This window comes from Vibrio sp. 1CM24A, assembly GCF_023161725.1.
Taxonomy (GTDB): domain Bacteria; phylum Pseudomonadota; class Gammaproteobacteria; order Enterobacterales; family Vibrionaceae; genus Vibrio; species Vibrio coralliirubri.
Map to the genome: position 1 here is coordinate 223,901 of NZ_JALNTS010000005.1, position 20,612 is coordinate 244,512.

16 protein-coding genes are annotated in these 20,612 nt (G+C 44.2%); 10 read left to right on the top strand and 6 right to left on the bottom strand.

Annotation, left to right across the window (positions count from 1 at the left end; translation table 11 throughout):
• The first annotated feature begins 547 nt into the window (after positions 1-547).
• The gene (gene fadR / locus MSG38_RS13025; protein WP_017062161.1) at positions 548-1,387 is read left to right on the top strand and encodes a fatty acid metabolism transcriptional regulator FadR; all 840 of its coding nucleotides are present in this window, start codon (positions 548-550) and stop codon (positions 1,385-1,387) included.
• Between the two features lie 194 nt (positions 1,388-1,581).
• Here the strand turns inward: fadR and MSG38_RS13030 are convergent, their stop codons facing one another.
• A complete protein-coding gene (locus tag MSG38_RS13030) occupies positions 1,582-2,061 on the bottom strand; it encodes a DUF1456 family protein (RefSeq protein WP_010437231.1) in 480 nt (159 codons plus the stop codon).
• Between the two features lie 221 nt (positions 2,062-2,282).
• Positions 2,283-4,343, bottom strand: coding sequence for a methionine--tRNA ligase (gene metG / locus MSG38_RS13035; protein ID WP_017062160.1), 2,061 nt, complete (start codon positions 4,341-4,343; stop codon positions 2,283-2,285).
• Between the two features lie 157 nt (positions 4,344-4,500).
• Between metG and apbC the strand changes: the two genes are divergently transcribed.
• The 3 genes from apbC to MSG38_RS13050 all read left to right on the top strand — a co-directional run bounded on the left by apbC (position 4,501) and on the right by MSG38_RS13050 (position 8,709).
• Positions 4,501-5,577 (top strand): iron-sulfur cluster carrier protein ApbC, encoded by a 1,077-nt coding sequence (gene apbC, locus MSG38_RS13040; protein WP_050633754.1) that lies wholly within the window; start codon positions 4,501-4,503, stop codon positions 5,575-5,577.
• Between the two features lie 257 nt (positions 5,578-5,834).
• Positions 5,835-6,476, top strand: coding sequence for a uridine kinase (gene udk / locus MSG38_RS13045; RefSeq protein ID WP_004734002.1), 642 nt, complete (start codon positions 5,835-5,837; stop codon positions 6,474-6,476).
• Positions 6,477-6,582: 106 nt separating this feature from the next.
• The gene (locus MSG38_RS13050) at positions 6,583-8,709 is read left to right on the top strand and encodes an AsmA family protein (RefSeq protein WP_248401983.1); all 2,127 of its coding nucleotides are present in this window, start codon (positions 6,583-6,585) and stop codon (positions 8,707-8,709) included.
• Positions 8,710-8,929: 220 nt separating this feature from the next.
• Here MSG38_RS13050 and cobO read toward each other — a convergent pair whose 3' ends face one another.
• A complete protein-coding gene (cobO, locus tag MSG38_RS13055) occupies positions 8,930-9,535 on the bottom strand; it encodes a cob(I)yrinic acid a,c-diamide adenosyltransferase (RefSeq protein WP_048610567.1) in 606 nt (201 codons plus the stop codon).
• Positions 9,536-9,619: 84 nt separating this feature from the next.
• Here cobO and MSG38_RS13060 point away from each other — a divergent pair, with 84 nt between their 5' ends.
• On the top strand, positions 9,620-10,069 hold the full coding sequence (locus MSG38_RS13060) for a low molecular weight protein-tyrosine-phosphatase (RefSeq protein WP_050647441.1): 450 nt from the start codon (positions 9,620-9,622) through the stop codon (positions 10,067-10,069).
• 114 nt (positions 10,070-10,183) lie between these two features.
• Here MSG38_RS13060 and MSG38_RS13065 read toward each other — a convergent pair whose 3' ends face one another.
• Positions 10,184-11,731, bottom strand: a complete 1,548-nt coding sequence (locus tag MSG38_RS13065; protein WP_019823563.1) for a SulP family inorganic anion transporter — start codon at positions 11,729-11,731, stop codon at positions 10,184-10,186.
• Positions 11,732-11,989: 258 nt separating this feature from the next.
• Positions 11,990-15,139: a ribonuclease E gene (gene rne, locus MSG38_RS13070; protein WP_248401984.1), complete on the bottom strand. Its 3,150-nt coding sequence runs from the start codon at positions 15,137-15,139 to the stop codon at positions 11,990-11,992.
• 618 nt (positions 15,140-15,757) lie between these two features.
• On the opposite strand from rne, the gene rluC reads away from it, so the two are divergent.
• Entirely contained in the window at positions 15,758-16,702 is a 945-nt protein-coding gene (rluC, locus tag MSG38_RS13075) for a 23S rRNA pseudouridine(955/2504/2580) synthase RluC (RefSeq protein ID WP_017054981.1), read from the top strand.
• A 414-nt stretch (positions 16,703-17,116) separates the two neighbouring features.
• Here rluC and MSG38_RS13080 read toward each other — a convergent pair whose 3' ends face one another.
• Positions 17,117-17,698, bottom strand: a complete 582-nt coding sequence (locus MSG38_RS13080) for a nucleoside triphosphate pyrophosphatase (protein ID WP_248401985.1) — start codon at positions 17,696-17,698, stop codon at positions 17,117-17,119.
• Positions 17,699-17,847: 149 nt separating this feature from the next.
• On the opposite strand from MSG38_RS13080, the gene yceD reads away from it, so the two are divergent.
• The 4 genes from yceD to MSG38_RS13100 are packed head-to-tail and all read left to right on the top strand — an operon-like array spanning position 17,848 to position 20,572.
• The gene (gene yceD, locus MSG38_RS13085; protein ID WP_017062153.1) at positions 17,848-18,375 is read left to right on the top strand and encodes a 23S rRNA accumulation protein YceD; all 528 of its coding nucleotides are present in this window, start codon (positions 17,848-17,850) and stop codon (positions 18,373-18,375) included.
• A gap of 35 nt (positions 18,376-18,410) precedes the next feature.
• Entirely contained in the window at positions 18,411-18,581 is a 171-nt protein-coding gene (gene rpmF, locus MSG38_RS13090) for a 50S ribosomal protein L32 (protein ID WP_004737376.1), read from the top strand.
• 9 nt (positions 18,582-18,590) lie between these two features.
• Positions 18,591-19,616 (top strand): phosphate acyltransferase PlsX, encoded by a 1,026-nt coding sequence (gene plsX, locus MSG38_RS13095; protein WP_017062152.1) that lies wholly within the window; start codon positions 18,591-18,593, stop codon positions 19,614-19,616.
• 5 nt (positions 19,617-19,621) lie between these two features.
• Positions 19,622-20,572 (top strand): beta-ketoacyl-ACP synthase III, encoded by a 951-nt coding sequence (locus tag MSG38_RS13100; RefSeq protein WP_017054985.1) that lies wholly within the window; start codon positions 19,622-19,624, stop codon positions 20,570-20,572.
• Positions 20,573-20,612: the final 40 nt, after the last annotated feature.

Consider the following 20,612-nt stretch of genomic DNA (forward strand, 5'->3'; position numbering starts at 1 on the left):
GACTTAGAAAAACTACATTCCATGTAATGTTCTGTGGTCTTGCCAAGTCACTCCCTTAGAAACTCAAGCACTGCTTATTTTTGAGCGCAACTCTACTCTTAGATAACATTTAGTCAACAGGAAAAGCCCTGTAGCACTAAAAATACCTCTTTTTTGTTGAGAAACGCGATCAAAGTAGCGCAAGCATACCACTTAAAATGTGATAAAAACCGACTAGAATCAATATTTCAGCGAAATGATTGAAAATTACAGAATAACGACGACTTATATATGATTATTACAACTTAATATTGCAAATTAATAGCTTTAAAAATATGACCAATCTCATTGATTTTAAAGAAAATTTATTGTGTTAACGGTTTGTTGAAATGGTGGTTTAGAGTCGCTTGCTTTACAAACCTGAGGTGCAAACGTGTGCTGAACTTTAGAGTTATAACTCTAACTGTGTTTAGGGTGAGTAAAATTTTTGAGGGTGTTTCCGCTAGGTGTGAACTAGTGGTATGATGAGTAAATTAGAACAGAATAATTAAATTGGATTGAAGTGTAGATGGTCATTAAGGCGAAGAGCCCGGCAGGATTTGCAGAGAAGTATATCATTGAGAGTATTTGGAATGGCCGTTTCCCTCCAGGTTCTATCTTGCCCGCAGAGCGTGAGCTTTCTGAGCTGATTGGTGTTACACGTACTACGCTTCGTGAAGTACTACAACGTCTTGCTCGTGATGGTTGGTTGACAATCCAACATGGCAAACCCACTAAAGTTAACCAGTTTATGGAAACCTCAGGTCTTCATATCCTTGATACGCTAATGACGTTGGACGTTGATAACGCAAGCAAAATGGTAGAAGACCTGCTTGCTGCTCGTACTAATATCAGCCCTATCTTTATGCGTTATGCATTCAAAGCAAATAAAGAAGCTTCAGAGCGTACTATCAGTAACGTAATTGAATCTTGTGAAGCACTACTTGCGGCACCAACTTGGGATGAGTTCCTAGAATCGTCGCCATACGCTGACAAGATCAAACAAGCGGTAAAAGAAGATTCAGAAAAAGATGAAGCGAAACGTCAGACGATCTTAATCGCGAAGACTTTCAACTTCTATGATTACATGCTTTTCCAACGTTTGGCATTCCACTCAGGCAACCAGATTTACGGCCTGATCTTTAACGGTGTGCGTAAACTGTATGACCGTATCGGTAGCTACTACTTCTCTAACCCAGAAGCACGACGTTTAGCGATGGACTTTTATAAAGAGTTGTTCATTATCTGTGAAAGTGGTGAGCGCGAAACTTTGCCATTAGTGATTCGTAACTACGGTATCGCAAGTGCACAAGTTTGGAATGAAATGAAAACGACATTACCAACGAACTTCACTGAAGACGATAGCTAAGCCATCGATTTACTATTGTTGTTCCTGTTTAGTCAGTGACGTAAAGAAAACGAAAAAGCGGCGAGATAATTCAATTATCTCGCCGCTTTTTATTTATCTGTCGTTACTAGAAAATTATCGGTGGGTCAGTTACTTACCTATGACGAGTAATTTATCTATGTGCAGCAACTTAAAATTTATCTAGGAGTAGCAACTTAACCCGCAAACTCTTCTGAGTCTGGGCGGTTGGTAAATTGCACGCCGTTTAGAAAATCGCAAAGTAGCTGGTCTTCACACACTTTGTAGTTTTTGTTTTCTGGCTTGCGGAAGTAAGCGCCGATTTCGTACTTGCTCAAGCTAATGCCAACCACTTCTAGTACGTCCAAAACATCTTCTGCCTTCATGTTTAATGCGATACGAAGCTTCATGAAAATCATGTTGTTCGTCAGTGCAACTTCAGGTTTAGGTTGCTCGCCTTCTTTTTTGCCACGCTTAAGGTTGATGAAACCATTTAGGAATACCGCTAACTCTTTATCTTTCATCTTAGAGCATGACTTGTCGTTGTCGTCTTTTAGCCAGTTAATCACTTGGTCATGAGCAACGGTCACATCAGCTTGTTCGATAGCTTTGATGATTTGTGCATTTTTAAGGTTTAGTGCGTGTTGAATACGACGCAAGATTTCGTTGTTAGTCACTGGGAATTCCTAAAAAGGGTTTTAGAGTAAAGAGGTGTTGGTTTCGCCTATTTTTGTCGACGAACCAATTTCTACTCTACATAGCATAGTTGACGGCGACTCTAACAGAGAACGCTAATTTTCGGTAGATATAAAAAATCCCCAATGCTGATTCACTCTTTCAAGTCAAAAATGCATTAGGGATTTAGTGATGAGTGCTTGTTATCTGACTGGAGTCAGAATTACATTACACGCATACCAGGTTGAGCACCTTCGTGTGGCTCAAGGATCCATAGGTCGCTGCCGCCAGGGCCCGCTGCGAGGATCATGCCTTCTGACATACCAAACTTCATCTTACGAGGCTTTAGGTTTGCTACCATTACAGTTAGCTTGCCTTCTAGCTCTTCAGGTTTGTATGCTGATTTGATACCAGAGAATACTTGGCGAGTCTCACCACCGATGTCCAGTTGGAACTTCAGTAGTTTGTTCGCTTTTGGTACTTCTTCACAAGAGATGATACGAGCAATACGCATGTCTACTGCTGCAAAGGCATCGAACTCAATCTCGTCTGCGATTGGCTCTTTGTCTAGCTCAGTTTGGCTTGCTTGTTCTTTTTCAGCTTCTGCTTTTTCTTTCGCTGCTGCTTCAGCGGCTGCATCTTCTTTAGAAGACTCAACCATTGCTTCCACTTTCTTAGGATCAATACGGTTGAATAGCGCTTTGAACTTAGTGATCTCGTGATCAGTTAGCGGAGTCGCAATCGCTTCCCACGTTAGCTCTTCGTTTAGGAAAGCTTCAGTGCGAGCTGCAAGCTCTGGCATCACTGGTTTCAGGTAAGCCATCAGTACGCGGAATAGGTTAATACCTACAGAAGATACTTGTTGAAGCTCAGCTTCTTTGCCTTCTTCTTTTGCAAGAACCCAAGGTGCTTTTTCGTCGATGTACTGGTTAGCTTTATCCGCTAGTGCAGTGATTTCACGGATAGCACGGCTGAATTCACGAGTTTCGTATAGCTCACCGATACGCTCAGCAGCAGCAACGAATTCGTTGTATAGCTCAGGCTCTGCAAATTCAGCAGCTAGCTTGCCTTCAAAACGCTTAGTAATGAAGCCAGCGTTACGAGAAGCTAGGTTAACAATCTTGTTTACTACGTCAGCGTTTACACGTTGAGTGAAGTCTTCAAGGTTAAGGTCTAAGTCATCGATGCGGCTGTTTAGTTTCGCAGCGTAGTAGTAACGTAGACACTCAGGGTCTAGGTGGTTTAGGTACGTGCTTGCTTTGATGAATGTGCCTTTCGACTTAGACATCTTCGCGCCGTTCACTGTTACGTAGCCGTGTACGAATACGTTGTTTGGCTTACGGAAGCCTGCGCCGTCTAGCATTGCTGGCCAGAATAGGCTGTGGAAGTAAACGATGTCTTTACCGATGAAGTGGTAAAGCTCAGTTGTGCTGTCTTTCTTCCAGTATTCATCGAAGTTTAGATCGTCACGCTTGTCACATAGGTTCTTGAAAGAAGCCATGTAGCCAACAGGTGCGTCTAGCCATACGTAGAAGAACTTGTCTTTTTCGCCTGGGATCTCAAAGCCAAAGTAAGGTGCATCACGTGAGATATCCCACTGTTGCAGACCAGACTCAAACCATTCCTGCATTTTGTTTGCAGTTTCATTCTGTAGAGAGCCAGAACGAGTCCACTCTTTAAGCATGCTTTCGAACTGAGGTAGGTCGAAGAAGAAGTGCTCAGAGTCTTTCATTACTGGAGTTGCGCCAGAAACCGCTGATTTAGGGTTAATTAGCTCAGTTGGGCTGTATGTCTCACCACAGTTATCACAGTTATCACCATACTGGTCTTCTGACTTACACTTAGGGCAAGTACCTTTTACGAAGCGGTCTGGTAGGAACATCTCTTTCTCAGGATCGAAAAGCTGAGAAATAGTACGGCTAGAAATGAAGCCGTTCTTTTTAAGTTCTAGGTAGATGTGAGAAGCCAGTTCGCGGTTCTCTTCGCTATGTGTGCTGTGGTAGTTATCAAAGCTGATATCAAAGCCAGCGAAGTCTTTTTGGTGCTCTTCACTAACAGCAGCGATCATCTCTTCTGGCGTGATACCCATCTGTTGAGCTTTAAGCATAATTGGCGTGCCGTGAGCATCGTCAGCACAGATGAAGTTTACAGTGTTGCCACGTAGACGCTGGTATCGAACCCAGATATCAGCTTGGATATGCTCAAGCATATGACCAAGGTGAATAGAGCCGTTAGCGTACGGAAGCGCACAAGTTACCAAAAGTTGTCTTGGATCAGTTGCCATACTTAATAATTCGCTTTTTTGATAGGTATAAATTTGAGAGGTAATACTACTTTATAACGTGTGATACGCCAAGGTATCAGACAAAGGATTCCCCTAGTTTTTTAGGGGTTCAGTCTTCATCTCGTGGGTGATAGCATAAATAAAAAAAGGAGCCCCAATGCGTAACTTTACTTCTAAGCAAGATTTCTGTTCATGGTTGAATGAGTTCGAGTCACCAATCCTCATCCCAGAGTGGGCGCTACACCAAAATATTGTGTCGGTTGATCCGCGTGGATCATTTGTTATCACCTTGCCTTTTGCTGCTAATCAGCTTGCAGTTGAATTGGAACAGTGGATCCACTCTCAGATTGAACAACAGCTTGTTAGTGCTTTTCAGTTTGAAGTAAACGTGAAGCCATCTGCGCTGGAAACCACTGTCGCGACGCCATTGAAGGGTGTTAAGAATATTATCGCTGTGACGTCAGCAAAGGGTGGGGTGGGTAAATCAACGACTTCAGTAAACCTTGCGCTCGCGTTATCTAAGTCAGGTTCAAAAGTGGGTTTGTTGGATGCGGATATCTACGGTCCATCAGTGCCTATGATGCTCGGCCAACTAGACGCGAAACCAGAAGTACAGAACAACAAATGGATGATGCCAATCGAGGCACATGGCATTTTCACTCACTCTATTGGCTATCTTGTGTCGAAAGACGATGCGGCAATCTGGCGTGGCCCTATGGCAGCAAAGGCTTTGGGGCAGCTAGTTAATGAAACTGTATGGCCAGAGTTGGATTACCTTGTGATCGACATGCCACCGGGCACCGGTGATATTCAACTGACGTTGTCGCAACAGATCCCAGTGACGGGCGCAGTAGTGGTGACCACTCCTCAAGATTTGGCACTAGCGGATGCACGTAAAGGCGTAGCGATGTTCGATAAGGTAAGCGTGCCAGTGGCAGGCTTAGTTGAAAACATGAGCTATCATATTTGTAGTCACTGTGGTGAGAAAGAGCATATCTTTGGTGCTGGTGGTGCAGAAGCTATGTCAGAAGAATTTTACCTCGATATTTTGGCACAGATCCCTCTTCATATTGATGTGCGTGAAGACATCGATGCAGGTTGTCCGACGGTGATTCGTCGTCCAGACAGTGAACATACACGTCACTATTTAGAGCTTGCTGAGAATGTGGCTGCGAAGATGTTCTGGACCGGTAAGGCGAGACCAGAGGCGATTAACTTTTCTTTGGTTGAATAGCGAAAGATAATCAAAAAGTTGTGTTAATCATGTTGGATTAGATAAACAACGCTTGGATTTAGGCTGATAGCCATTGGGGTTGTGCAAATAGTTGTAGGCAAGTTATTTGAAAGCAAACGATTGTATTCATTAAATGCATTGATATCATCAATTTGACTGCAATTAGCTAAAATGGCGACTAGAATCTATGTGCTTTAGCCCCTATAATCAGGCGGTTTATCTCTTCCCACCACCAAACCATATCGGGTGCAAAATTAATGTCTGATAATAATCAATGTGTCATCGTAGGTATCGCTGGCGCTTCAGCTTCAGGAAAAAGTCTGATTGCTAGTACAATTTATAATGAATTGCGCGAAAAAGTAGGCGACCATCAAATTGGTGTTATCACGGAAGATTGCTATTACAGCGACCAAAGCCACTTGAGTATGGAAGAGCGTGTTAAAACTAACTACGATCACCCAAATGCACTAGATCATGATCTTTTATGTGAACATCTACAGCAGCTAATGAGTGGCAACGCCGTAGAAGTTCCTGAATACAGTTACACAGAGCACACACGTACTTCTGAAACGACTACACTTACTCCAAAGAAAGTGATCATTTTAGAGGGTATTCTGCTTCTAACAGACCCGCGTCTTCGTAAACTAATGCACGCAAGTGTGTTTATGGATACACCATTAGACATCTGTCTACTACGCCGTGTTAAGCGTGATGTAGAAGAGCGTGGTCGTACAATGGACACTGTACTTAAGCAATACCAAGAAACAGTACGTCCAATGTTCATGCAGTTTATCGAGCCTTCAAAACAACATGCCGACATCATCGTTCCTCGTGGTGGTAAAAACCGTATTGCGATTGATGTGCTAAAAGCGCACATTGCGAAGTTGTTGAAGTCTTAATCGAATAAAATTTTGCCTAAGTGACTCACTTAGCTTTATTTTTTACCGAATCAGTGGCACTTTTATAGTGCCACTTTCTTTTGGAATCTAAGCAAGGAATATGCGGATGAAGAAACTACTCATTTTCATAGCTGTACCAGTGTTTGTTGTCGTTGCAGCAATTCTGGCACTAGTGCTGTTAGTGAATCCCAACCAATTTAAGCCATTAATTGTCGAACAAGCCCAAAAACACACAGGCCTAGAGCTCGTGATCGAGGGTGATATCAGCTGGCAATTCTTCCCATCCATTGGCTTTGAACTTGGTCAAACTGAATTACGTAACCCTGAAGGGTTCACCCAACCAAACCTATTTAAGGTTGATACGGTTGGCGTTGATGTTTCTGTTACTCCGCTATTTAGCAACCAACTAGAGATAGGTAACATTACTCTAGATGGTGCAGAATTCTATTTAGAAACGCTTAAAGATGGTCGCAAGAACATTGATGCACTAACGCAAGCGTCAGCGCCTCAAGAATCTGAGCCAGCAGTAGACACAAGTTCTGAATCAGCGCCTGCCCCTCAAGAGCAAACTACCACAGACGCATCGGGTTGGACGATCAACCTTGCAGGCGTAACTGTATCAAACGCATTGTTTGAAATGGACGACAAGCAAGCGGGTTCATTCACTAAGCTATACGATGTGTCTTTGAATCTTTCTGAGTTTGCCGTTGATACATGGACAACCGCGACGTTTGCGGCTTCTGGTGAGAACAATCAACAGAAATTCTCTGCGGAAGGTAGCGCAGAGTTCAAGTTAGCTGAAGGCTTCGTAAGTTACGCACTTCGTAATATCGACTTAAACGCTAAGTTCAATGATCCAGCGACGTCGATTGAGTCAGCAAAAATTGGCTTGAATACGTTTGAGTTCGATAAGGAAAACCAACTGACTTACGCTGTAATCGGTAACGCGGCTGGCCTTGACCTTGATCTTAAAGGTGGCGGTGAACTTACTGTTGATAGCGCGATTTCAAAAGTAACGCTGAACAAATTAACGTTAGACTCAACATTCAAAGGCGACACGCTTCCTCAGTCTCCAATGAAAGTCGACATGTTGTCTGACTTAAGCTTCGATCTTAACAAGAGCCACCTGAGCTTTGTGTTAGAGAAGCTACAAGCTAACGCTATTGCATTAGACGGTAAAGCAGATGTAACCCTATCTGAAATACCAAAGGTTCGTTTCTCTCTTCATAGCCCGAATATCGATTTGGACGAGTTCCTAGGCTTAGGCAATACAACAGAAACAGCGAGCACTGCTCCTTCTGGTTCTGCTGGTGGCTCAACGTCAAACTCAGGTAGTTCAGCTCCTGCTAAAGAAGTGGAACCTGATCTGTCGGCTCTGAAAACGTTAGACGTGAAAGGTGACATCACGATTGATAAGTTCAAGGCGAACAACGCGAAGATGCAGAATGTTAAAACGGCATTTTCGGTTAACCGTGGTATCGCAGAGCTAACTTCATTCACCTCGAATCTTTACCAAGGTTCTATTTCAGCTACGGCTAAGCTAGACGCTCGTAAAACACCAGCGACTTACACGGCTAAGAAGAAAATCAAAGGCGTGAAAGTACAACCGTTACTGGTTGATGTTGCAGATAACGATATGCTGGAAGGTACCGGTAATATCGATGTTAACGTGAAAGGTAAGAGCTTAACTCCAACAGGAATCAAGAAGAACCTTGTCGGTACTATCGCGATTAACTTTGAAGATGGTGCGGTTAACGGCATCAACGTAGCTCAACTGATTCGAGAAAACTACGCTAAGATCAAGGGCGAGAAAGTTGAAAGCACAAATGAAGCTCAAAAAACGGACTTCAGTGCAATGAAAGCGACACTGAAAGTGGATAAAGGTTGGGTTTCAACGAACGACTTGTCGGCACAATCACCACTACTGCGCGTTACTGGTCAAGGTAAAGCAAACTTCATCAATGAAACGGTCGATTTCCTTGTACGTACATCAATTGTGGGTTCACTTGAAGGTCAGGGTGGTAAGAGTATCGACGACCTGAAAGATGTGACTATCCCAATTAAGGTAACTGGTCAGTGGGCAGCCCCGAAATTTGCACTTGTTTTTGATGATGTATTGAAACAGAAAGCACAGAAAGAAATTGACCGTGGTGTGAACAAGCTAACGGACAAGATCAAAGACGAGAAAACCAAAGAAGCGGTAGATGGTTTATTGAAAGGTTTCTTTAACTAAACGTTTTTGACTCGTATATAAAAGAAGCGCCATTCCTACTGTAGGAATGGCGCTTTTGTTTGGGTGCTTATAATACTTTCGAGAGATTCCCTATGACACGCGTCACTCGTTCTAGGGGATGACGACAGGTCTCGTCCTTTGTTCAAGGGCGTGACAGTTTAGTGGTCGTCATCCTAAAGAGGGAAGAATGACCGGGTCGGGGATCTCTGGTTGAATCCGATTACCAATCCACGCCTTGAAGCGCTTTTACACCAGATTCGAAAGCGTGTTTAACGTTACGAACTTCAGACACGGTATCGGCCATGTCCGTTAAAGTGCGGTGCGCGCCACGGCCAGTAATGATCACGGATTGCATTTTCGGACGGTTGTTTAGAGCTTCTACCACTTCATCCAGTTCAATGTAGCCGTAACTCACCATGTAAGTCAGCTCATCAAACAGAATTACATCAATCGACTCATCGGCTAGCATACGCTGACACTCTTTCCACACGCGCTGTGCGGCTTCGATATCTTGAGCCTTGTTTTGAGTTTCCCAAGTAAAGCCAGTGCCCATCACTTGGAACTCTACATCGAGCTTTTGAAGAACGTTCTTTTCACCGTTATCCCAAGTTCCTTTTACAAACTGAGCAACGGCACACTTCTTACCATGACCAACGGCACGTGTAATCGTACCAAAACCGGATGTTGATTTACCTTTGCCGTTACCAGTGATAACCAGCAATAGGCCTTTAACTTCTTGTGCTGCAGCGACACGAGCATCGACTTGTTCTTTTACTTTCTGTTGTCTTGCTTTGTGGCGTTGTTCTTTGTTGTCTTCAGTCGACATAACAAATCCTTTTAAGTTGTGATTGCGCCTATCATAGCCTAACTTAACGATAGCAAAAACCATCGGAAGAACAGGTGATTAGGGATGAAAAAGATACTCGTAGTTTGTATGGGAAATATTTGCCGTTCGCCAACAGGTGAAGCGGTGCTAAGAAAGAAAGCGCAACAGCTGGATATTGACGTTGTGGTCGACTCTGCGGGAACGATTGGTTTTCATCAAGGCAACCCGCCAGACTCGCGTTCGAAATCTGCAGGAGAGAAGCGAGGTTACAGCTTTAAGGGGATTACTTCTCGTAAAGTGGTAGATAATGACTTCGAAGAATTTGACCTGATACTCGCGGCCGATAGGGCGAATTTAGATGACTTAATGAGCCAATGCCCCGCTCATCTCCAATACAAGCTTGCGTTATTTTTAAGCTTTGGAGAGTCACAATATCAAGAGATCCCCGATCCGTATTATGGTGAGGGAAATGGCTTTGAATTGGTGTTGGATTTAATCGAAGAGTCTAGCGAAGCGATACTGCGTTCAATGTAGTGTGGAAGCAATGTACGTCGTTTGGTGATCAGCGTAAGGGCTGACCGATAGGTATAAAAAAGGCCGACATTGAATGTCGGCCTCTCTAAATCTAACTTAAAGCTACAGCTAAGATTACTTAGACATTACTTTGTAGATTGGGTCTTCTGCAACGTTCGCTTCAACTAAGCTACCCGCTTTGTGCAGCATAGCAACACAGTCTTGGCTTAGGTGGCGAAGGTGAAGTGTTTTACCTAGCGCCGCGTAACGGTCAGCAATTGTATCGATCGCTTCAATTGCAGAGTGGTCAGTAACGCGTGAGTTTGCGAAATCAACGATCACATCTTGTGGATCGTTGTAAGCGTCAAACAACTCTAGGAAGTTAGCTGTCGAACCAAAGAAGATTGGACCGTTAACTTTGTACTCTTTTGAGCCTTCAGCGTTTACTGATGTATCTGCGTAGATGTGTTTAGCATGTTGCCAAGCAAACATTAGCGCTGAAGCTACAACACCAACACCTACCGCTACAGCAAGGTCAGTCAGTACGGTTACTACGGTAACAAGAACGATAACGAAGAAGTCTTGCTTAGGAACGCGACGCGCAAGCTTGAAGGTTGCCCATTCAAATGTGCCGATAACAACCATGAACATTACGCCCACAAGTGCTGCTAGAGGAATCATTTCAATCAGTGCAGAACCGAACAGGATGAACATCAGTAGTGCAACTGCGGCTACGATACCTGAAAGACGACCACGACCACCTGAGTTTACGTTGATCATCGATTGACCGATCATCGCACAACCACCCATCGCACCGAATACAGAACACGTTACGTTAGCCATACCTTGACCAACACATTCACGGTTAGATTGACCACGAGTGTTTGTCATTTCGTCTAGTACTGTCAGTGTCAGCAGAGATTCAATCAGGCCGATAGCCGCAAGGATAATTGCGTAAGGCAGGATGATCTGTAGTGTCTCTAAAGAAAACGGAACAGCAGGAATTGAGAATGTTGGTAGAGAGCCCGCTAGCGTTGCAGCTTCGTCACCAGACATTGTACGTAGGAAGTCGACAACAGTGCGAGTTTCAAGGTCAAGACCCACAACCAAAGCTGTTACTGTAACAATAGCAACCAATGAAGATGGTACTGCTGTTGTTAGCTTAGGTAGGAAGTGGATGATAGCCATTGTAAGGGCTACTAGACCTAGCATTAGTGTCATTTGACCGCTTGGTAACCAAGTCAACGCACCTGTTACGTCTGGTGCTTTAAATTGACCAAGCTGAGCTAGGAAGATAACAATGGCCAAACCGTTCACGAAACCAATCATTACTGGGTGTGGAACGATACGGATAAATTTACCTAGTTTAAATACACCTGCTGCGATTTGCAGAAGGCCAGCCAGCATAACGGCTGCGAATAGGTATTGAACACCATGGGTTGCCACTAGGCTCACCATTACAACTGCCATTGCGCCAGTTGCACCAGAAATCATACCTGGACGGCCGCCAAAGACAGAAGTGATTAAACCTACGATGAATGCTGCGTAAAGACCAACCATTGGGTCAACGCCAGCAACAAAGGCGAATGCTACAGCTTCAGGTACCAGAGCTAGGGCTACTGTAAGACCTGAAAGCACGTCATTCTTTACAGAGTGCTTTGAAAATTGTGGGAATTCGAACATGTTTGCTCAGCTATGCTTAAGATGGATTTACCGACACGGGTGTATTGCGTAGCCAAACAGTGATGGAAAAGAGCGGCAATAGCGAAGTGTCGAAAAGATAAGTGCGCGAATGCTACCCAAAAATGTGATTAAGTTCAAGGTTGAACCTAACTTTGAGTAATATATCTGTTAATTTTTATTCGATTAGTAGATATGAAAAAGGCTGCTTTAATAAGCAGCCTTTGATTCTATTTACTTGCGATTATCTATCAGTAATCGCTAGTAGTTTGGCTTAGTCATCGCCGCGCCAGCTTTGTTCGACGCTGCCTGACTGCCTGCACCTTTCGATACAAAACGTTCAGTGCGGAACGGAGCTGCAATCACTTCAATCTCTTTGATCTCTTGAGGACCAGGAGCTTTAGTCATTGGTGAACCAGCTTGCTTCTTAGCAACAGCTGCCTTTGGTGCCGCTTTAGGAGCTTCTGTTTTTACAACAGGTGCTTCTTCAACTTTTGCACTTTCAGCTTTAGGCGCTTCAGCTTCAACAACTGGTGTTGCTTCTGCTTGCACAGCTTCTGCTACAACAGGCGCTTCAACTTTCGTCGCTTCTGCAATCACTGGAGCTTCAACTTTCGCAGTTTCAACAACCACTGGTGCTTCTTCAACGACTGCAGGAGCTTCAACTACAGCAGGAGTCTCAGCTACTTGAGCTTCAACAGCAGCTTCTTCGCGACGGATAATCACTTTGCCCATAGCTAGTTCAGGACATGCGAAGCCGCCAGCCATTGCTACGTTGCTTTGTGGTGCTGTCTCTAGAGCAGCATTCTGCTCTTGAACAGATGTTTGAGCTTCAGCTGCTACTTGAACTTCAGCCACTTCAGGTTTTGCCTGCTTGTGGTGAGGTTTTGGAATAAAGCGAGGCATCACTTTACCCATAGCCATCTCTGGAGAAGCTACACCACCTTTACGTAGGCGGAATGGGTTAGGGCGACGATCACGACCGCGACGACGACGTTGGCCACTTGCACGTAGGTGACGTGGAGAACGACGGTTACGACGTTGTTTCGGCTCTTCCTGTTCAGTTTGCTCTGCATTCGCTTGAGTTGCTTCTACTTGTTCCGCAACTTTTTGCTCTTGAGCTACTGATTGTTCTTTAGCAATAACCTGCTCTTTTGAAGCATTATCTTCAGCTTGAGCTTGTTGGTCTTTAACACGAACTTGCTTGTTCAGTTTACGACGCTGACGACGCTCTTTAATCTTAGCTGCTTTCGCTTCAGGTTTAGCCTTAGGCGCTTCCGGTTTACCAGCTTGTGCTTCTGCTGCTAGCTGTAGACCTTCTTCTGCTAATTTAGATGGTGCTTGCTCTTCGCGTTGCTTCTGCTCATCACGTGGCTTGTTGCGACGGTCTTGCTTAGGCTTGCGAGGCTGACGAGTTTGCTGTGGAGCTGCTTCTTTTTGCTCTTCAGGCTTCTCATCACGAGCTGGCTTACGACGGCGTTTGTTGTCACGGTTTTCGTTACGATTGTCGCCACGTTCACCACGGTCGTTACGCTGTTCGCCACGCTCACCACGTTGGTTACGACGACGGTTATCGTTACGATCACGGCGTTGACGGTTGCCGTTGTTGCGATTGTTTTTAGGTTTCTCTTCTTCTTTCTTCTCTTCTTCTTTTTTCTCTTCTTGAGTTGAAGAGCCAAATAAGAAGCTACCGATAGCTTTGAAGAAACGACCAATTAGGCCTGGTTCTTGAGTCGCTGCTGGTTCAGCTTTCTTCTCTTCTACAGCTTTAGGTGCTGGAGCAGGAGTCGGTGCTGATTGAGCAGGAGCTGCGAAACCTTTCAGAGCAGGTTCTTCGATCTTCTTAGGACGAATAGTCTGTTCAGCAGGCTCTTTGCTTTCCGCTTCTTTTAGAGCTTCTAGCTTGTTAGGCAGCAAGTAAGACAGTAGATCGAACTCTTCACCTTCACGAACACGGATAACCTCAAAGTGCGGCGTTTCCATGTCTGAGTTAGGAACAACAGTGATCTTAACTTCTTGGTTTTTCTCGATGTGGTTTACTGAGCGACGTTTTTCGTTCAGAAGATAAGAAGCGATTGGAACAGGCACAACAGCAAGTACTTGTGCTGTGTTGTCTTTTAGAGCTTCTTCTTCAATCAAACGTAGAACAGAAAGTGCTAGAGATTCGTTATCACGAACAACACCAGTACCTGTACAACGAGGACAAATGTGGTGGCTTGCTTCTGCTAGTGATGGGCTCAAACGTTGACGAGACATCTCTAGAAGACCAAAGCGAGAAATACGACCAATCTGAACACGTGCGCGATCTAAACGAACGGCATCACGTAGACGGCTTTCTACTTCGCGTTGGTGGCGAACCGGAGTCATATCGATAAAGTCGATTACAACAAGACCACCTAGGTCACGTAGACGTAATTGACGTGCAATTTCATCGGCAGCTTCTAGGTTAGTGTTAAGTGCTGTTTCTTCAATATCGCCGCCCTTTGTTGCACGAGCAGAGTTGATATCGATAGAAGTCAGTGCTTCTGTTGGGTCGATTACGATAGAACCACCAGATGGAAGACGAACTTCACGTTGGAAAGCAGATTCGATCTGGCTTTCAATCTGGTAATGGCTGAATAGTGGCACTTCACCATCGTATTTCTTAACGCGATTCATGAAATCTGGGCGTATTAATTGAATGTGCGCTTGTGCACGTTCAAAAATAGTATTGCTGTCGATTAGAATCTCGCCAATATCACGACGTAGGTAGTCACGAATTGCGCGAACAATAACGTTACTCTCTTGGTGAATTAGGAAAGGAGCTGCATTTGAATCAGAAGCTTGCTTGATAGCGCCCCAATGGTTCAATAGAACATTCAGGTCCCACTCTAGCTCTTCTGCACTTTTGCCAACACCCGCTGTACGCACGATTAAGCCCATACCTTGAGGAAGCTCAAGAGTGCTTAATGCTGCTTTCAGTTGAGTGCGTTCATCACCTTCGATACGACGAGAAATACCGCCAGCACGAGGGTTATTAGGCATAAGAACTAAGTAACTACCAGCCAAAGAGATGAAAGTTGTCAGTGCAGCACCTTTGCTACCACGTTCTTCTTTCTCTACTTGTACGATTACTTCTTGGCCTTCTTTTAGCACTTCTTTAATGCTAGGACGGCCTTGGTATGTATAACCTTCAGGGAAGTATTCGCGGGCAATTTCTTTAAGAGGGAGGAAACCGTGACGTTCTGCGCCGTAATCAACGAATGCCGCTTCTAGGCTTGGTTCAATACGGGTAATACGTCCTTTGTAGATATTCGCTTTCTTTGACTCGTGACCTGGACTTTCGATATCTAGATCGAACAGTCGTTGGCCATCAACCAAAGCGACACGCAACTCTTCTTTTTGAGTTGCGTTAATTAACATTCTTTTCATTTAGAAATTCTCATTGTCTTTTCTTATTTTCATCATTGTTCTTATCGCTTTATTTCGTTTCTCATGGTGCCAGATCCCATGGCTTTATCGGTGCAGCCTCCCGGCTGGAGAGGGATGCTCTGGGGCACGTCAGTCATCATAGGGAGTTAGCCTATGATCCGCGATGTGGCGGTGAATACTCAACATGAGTGTACGTGAGTAGAGCGATAAGGAACTCAGTTGACCGTGTCTTACGCCGATTGCAGCACTGTCTAATCTGAGTTATCTACTCATTTACTTGCTTATGAATGGTTAGCTGTTTAAATAATAGTCAAACCACTGATAGCAGCTGTGAACTATAGCAGTGGTCGGTAAACACAGCAATCTGCTTTGTCGGAATGCTGTAAAAAAAACAGTTTTTGTTTGGGTTTTGATAGCTCTAACTCACTGTCTATAAATAATTTATCTTTTGATATTTTAGTTTGCAGGAATCTTGATGCTTTTTTGTTCGAAGAATCAAAGAAATATAGAACTTCGACGACCATTTTGTGATAGATCGGTAAGGATTAGGGATAAATAAGTTCGGAATAGGGCTAAGAAAATCTCAATTATCAAAAGTGACAGTGATACAATAGCGCAATGAGCGAAATTAGAACCCAAGTCCAATTCGTCGACATTGACGAAGATATGGCTGGTCAGCGTATTGATAACTTCTTACGCAACCAATTAAAAAACATCCCGAAAAGCATGATTTACCGAATCGTGCGTAAAGGCGAAGTCCGCGTAAATAAAAAGCGCATCAAGGCTGAATACAAACTAAAAGCTGGCGATTTAGTTCGTATCCCTCCGGTTACTATTGAAGAGAAAACAGAAGAGAACGTGCCGAGCACGAAACTCAACAAGGTTTCAGAATTAGAACAGTGCATCATTTATGAAGATGATCACATGCTAATTCTTAACAAACCGTCTGGCACTGCTGTTCATGGTGGTAGCGGATTAAAGTTTGGCGCGATTGAAGCATTACGTGCGCTTCGCCCTGATGCTCGTTTTCTTGAATTAGTGCACCGTATCGATAGAGATACGTCTGGCATTTTGCTTGTTGCTAAGAAGCGCTCGGCGCTAAGACACCTTCAAGCACAGTTCCGTGAAAAAACGGTTCAAAAATACTACTTCGCTTTAGTGATGGGCGAATGGAAGAACAGCTGCAAAGTCGTCAACGCACCTTTGTTAAAAAATGAAGTGAATAGCATTGTTCGAGTGAACCCGAATGGTAAAGCTTCTGAAACCCGCTTTAAGGTTTTAGAGAAGTTCCAAGAGGCGACGTTGATTCAAGCTAGCCCAATTACAGGTCGTACACACCAAATTCGTGTGCACGCTCAGTATACTGGTCACCCAATCGCTTGGGATGATCGCTACGGTGATCGTCGTTTTGATGCTTACACGGGTAAGGTTGGTCTTGATCGTCTGTTCCTACATGCAGCAAACATCAAGTTCACACACCCAGGTAGTGAAGAGAAGATGGATATCTCGGCGCCAATGGAAAGAAGGCTAGAGAAAGCCCTAACGGGTTTACGTAAGCTTTAAGAAGATACGAGATACGATATTTTTCGTGAATTGAGTATCAGACGCATCAAATGGAAAAGGTTGACGAATATCGTCAACCTTTTTTTGTTTTTATCTATTGTAGAGATCCCCAACTCGCTCGTTCCTCGCTCTTGAGGATGACGACTTTTTTTCGTTAGTAGAGTCAGTCTGTGTTGTCATGGAGCTAATCAATTAGCTTGTTTATCGCCAAACTTGATTTTTCTCTATGAGCGAAGCGAGTCAGTATTATGAGCACTTGCCAATGAAGGTAAGGGAACTAAGGGCTAAATATGCAAAGGATAGCTTTTTACTGCTATCACTAATTTCTTTAGCTATTGGATAATGTAGCGATCTTCGTCATTCCCTAGACTGACGAAGGAAGGAGTAGGGAATCTCTAACAAAGAGCGTATCCGTTACAGCACACTCATTCCTTGTGCTTCTAACATATCGACGAGATCGATCAGCGGTAAGCCGATCAAAGTATTCGGGTCTTTACCTTCCATCTGTTTAAACAACGCGATGCCTAACCCTTCACACATAAAACTGCCTGCGCAGTAATAAGGCTGTTCTTTCTCGACATAACTAATGATTTGCTGCTCGGTTAAATCGCGGAAATGCACAACAAAGGTGTCGAGACGCGTGTCAGCTTGATTGGTTTCGTTGTTCCAAACCGAAAGCCCAGTATAAAAAGTAATGCTCTTGCCGCTTTGACGAGATAACTGCTCGATCGCTTTTTCTCGAGTATGAGGTTTACCTATGATCTCTCCATCAATCACACAAACCTGATCAGAACCGATGACTAAGCTAGGTTGCTCCACTGCACAAGACTTAGCTTTGGTCTCAGCAAGGCGCATTACCAGCTGTTGAGGTGTCTCTTCTGGAAGCGGCGTTTCATCGCAGTCTGGCTTGGCTGTAATGAAGCTTAACTGTAGTTTTTTGAGGATCTCTTGCCTAAATGGTGATGTAGAGGCTAAAACTAGTTGGTAATTTCTCATTTTAATTTACAATTCAAGGAAGCATTTATCTCAGGATAACGTAACTTGTCCTGCTATTCATAATGCTCTGAATAGGAAAGGCAGGAAAGTACATTTTTTTTGCCATTTCCTTTGACTAAACACGATTTGGAAGATAAGATTCGCGCCCTATGCAAAAGGAAAAAATACCGCGTACAGTTGATCCGGCAAGAACGGCTCAAAAACGACTCGATATGGATGGTATCATTCAGGTCAGTCTTTTGAAGCGTTTAACTGAAGCAACTGAAGGCGTAAAACGTGACGCGCAAGTCTCAATGTCATTTGGGCTTGATGAACAACGATTAGTCGTTATCTCTGGTAAAGCTAACGTCGAAGTCGATTTAGAGTGTCAACGTTGTAATGAGGTTTTCGCACATGAGTGCGATGTCCAATTTACTTATACTCCTGTTTACAGTGAGAAAAGTGAAGAGGAAGCACCGGAAGAGTACGATTTGGTAGATCTGAACGAGTACGGTGAGTTAGACCTGATTCAATTAGTTGAAGACGAGTTCATCCTTGGATTGCCACAAATAGCAATGCACGACGATGCGAAATGTAGCGTTAACTCAAATAACTTGGTGTTTGGTGAACTTCCTGAAGAAATTGAGGAAGACAAAAAGCCGAATCCATTTGATGTTTTAAAAAGCTTAAAGAAGTAATTGCTTCTTTAAGAATTTACATAGGAGTAGGGTCAATGGCCGTACAAAAGAGCAAGAAATCACGTTCAATGCGTGGCATGCGTCGTTCACACGATGCGCTAACTACAGCTGCACTTTCTGTAGACGCAACTTCAGGTGAAACTCACCTACGTCACAACGTGACTGCCGAAGGTTTCTACCGCGGCAAAAAGGTTATCAACAAGTAAGGTTGACCTTTGCAAAATCTAACCGTTGCGCTTGATGCAATGGGCGGGGACTTCGGTCCTCGTGTAACAGTGCCTGCCGCCGTGCAGGCACTGTCGTATTTCCCAGAGCTAAAAGTCATTCTAATAGGTGATCGAAACGCGATCACATCTCAATTATCTTCATTAGGTCGAATGCCTGATTCTCGTTTGAGTATCCAGCATTGTGATCGAGTCATTTCCAATTCTGAAAAACCTTCACTAGCCTTACGTAATAGTCAGGGTAGCTCTATGCGTGCCGCTATCGATCTGGTTGCCGAATCACAGGCTGATGCTTGTGTGAGTGGTGGTAACACTGGTGCACTGATGGCTTTATCCCGTTTCAGACTCAAGCTTCTTCCCGGTATTGATAGGCCTGCATTGGTTTCAGCTTTGCCTACTGCATCCGGAAATCGCACATGGATGCTTGATTTAGGGGCGAACGTTTCTAGTGATGCAGATTCACTCTTTCAGTTTGCTGTCATGGGCAGTGCATTAGCAGAACAACATTTAGGTCGCGCACCACGTGTCGCTATCTTGAATATCGGTGCAGAAGAAATTAAAGGCAATGACCTTGTAAAACGATGCGCTGAAATGTTGTCTAATACTCAGTCTGTGAACTTCATAGGCTATATTGAAGGTAATCAATTACTTCAAGATGCTGCTGATGTCGTCGTATGTGATGGTTTTGTGGGCAATGTCTGCTTAAAAACGTGCGAAGGTACGGCTCAGCTCTTTATTGATAAGCTAAAAACGCGCATGATGGCTTCAACAATAAAGGGTTGGATAGCCAGAATGCTGTTTTCTGAGCTATTTACTGAATTAAAAACCTTGAACCCCGACCAGTATAACGGCGCAAGTTTGTTAGGATTGCGCGGCATTGTCATTAAAAGTCATGGAAGTGCTGATGTGTCTGCAGTCGTCAACGCGATTGGTGAAGCAGTACACGAGGTCAAACGACAAGTCCCCAGCCGCATTAGCGATCGTTTGGAAGCGGTTTTACTCGAGAGGCATTATTAGTCTTCATGTATAGCAAAATTTTAGGTACTGGCAGCTACTTGCCATCTCAGGTGCGTACTAACGCAGACTTAGAGAAAATGGTAGAGACTAGCGATGAGTGGATCGTTGCTAGAACTGGTATTAAAGAGCGTCGTATTTCAGCGGAAAACGAGACCGTTGCTGATATGGCGTTTTACGCTGCTGAAAATGCCATTGAAATGGCAGGTATCGACAAAGAAGAGATTGATTTAATCATCGTTGCGACAACCAGCAGTAGCCACACATTCCCGTCTTCGGCATGTCAGGTACAAGGCAAGCTTGGTATCAAAGGCTGCCCTGCGTTTGATTTGGCTGCGGCGTGTTCTGGTTTTGTCTACGCACTGTCTGTTGCTGATCAACACATCAAGACTGGCATGTGTAAGAACGTTTTGGTAATTGGTGCTGATGCACTGTCAAAAACCTGTGATCCGACTGACCGCTCTACTATCATCCTATTTGGTGATGCAGCAGGCGCGGTGGTTGTAGGCGCAAGCGAAGAGCCAGGTATTTTGTCTACTCATATTTACTCTGACGGTAAATACGGTGAACTTCTAAGCCTAGAAGTACCAGAGCGTGGCGGTGATGCAGACAAATGGCTGCACATGGCGGGCAACGAAGTATTTAAAGTGGCGGTAACTCAGCTTTCTAAGCTAGTTAAAGACACATTAGCGGCGAACAATATGGATAAGTCAGAGCTTGATTGGTTAGTTCCACACCAAGCGAACTACCGTATTATCTCAGCAACCGCTAAAAAGCTAACGATGTCGCTTGATCAAGTAGTGATTACTCTTGATAAGCACGGCAACACGTCAGCAGCTACCGTACCAACGGCCCTAGATGAGGCTGTTCGCGACGGGCGAATTAAACGTGGTCAAACGCTTCTACTTGAAGCATTTGGCGGCGGCTTCACTTGGGGTTCTGCGTTAGTTAAATTCTAACCCCAAGCGATAATCAACAAACAAGGCACATAACTTATGT

Bases quoted from the DNA above. Each gene is read 5' to 3' on its own strand.
- fadR (WP_017062161.1), top strand. From the start codon at position 548: ATGGTCATTAAGGCGAAGAGCCCGGCAGGATTTGCAGAGAAGTATATC.
- metG (WP_017062160.1), bottom strand. From the start codon at position 4,343: ATGGCAACTGATCCAAGACAACTTTTGGTAACTTGTGCGCTTCCGTAC.
- apbC (WP_050633754.1), top strand. From the start codon at position 4,501: ATGCGTAACTTTACTTCTAAGCAAGATTTCTGTTCATGGTTGAATGAG.
- udk (WP_004734002.1), top strand. From the start codon at position 5,835: ATGTCTGATAATAATCAATGTGTCATCGTAGGTATCGCTGGCGCTTCA.
- MSG38_RS13050 (WP_248401983.1), top strand. From the start codon at position 6,583: ATGAAGAAACTACTCATTTTCATAGCTGTACCAGTGTTTGTTGTCGTT.
- cobO (WP_048610567.1), bottom strand. From the start codon at position 9,535: ATGTCGACTGAAGACAACAAAGAACAACGCCACAAAGCAAGACAACAG.
- MSG38_RS13060 (WP_050647441.1), top strand. From the start codon at position 9,620: ATGAAAAAGATACTCGTAGTTTGTATGGGAAATATTTGCCGTTCGCCA.
- MSG38_RS13065 (WP_019823563.1), bottom strand. From the start codon at position 11,731: ATGTTCGAATTCCCACAATTTTCAAAGCACTCTGTAAAGAATGACGTG.
- rne (WP_248401984.1), bottom strand. From the start codon at position 15,139: ATGAAAAGAATGTTAATTAACGCAACTCAAAAAGAAGAGTTGCGTGTC.
- rluC (WP_017054981.1), top strand. From the start codon at position 15,758: ATGAGCGAAATTAGAACCCAAGTCCAATTCGTCGACATTGACGAAGAT.
- MSG38_RS13080 (WP_248401985.1), bottom strand. From the start codon at position 17,698: ATGAGAAATTACCAACTAGTTTTAGCCTCTACATCACCATTTAGGCAA.
- yceD (WP_017062153.1), top strand. From the start codon at position 17,848: ATGCAAAAGGAAAAAATACCGCGTACAGTTGATCCGGCAAGAACGGCT.
- rpmF (WP_004737376.1), top strand. From the start codon at position 18,411: ATGGCCGTACAAAAGAGCAAGAAATCACGTTCAATGCGTGGCATGCGT.
- MSG38_RS13100 (WP_017054985.1), top strand. From the start codon at position 19,622: ATGTATAGCAAAATTTTAGGTACTGGCAGCTACTTGCCATCTCAGGTG.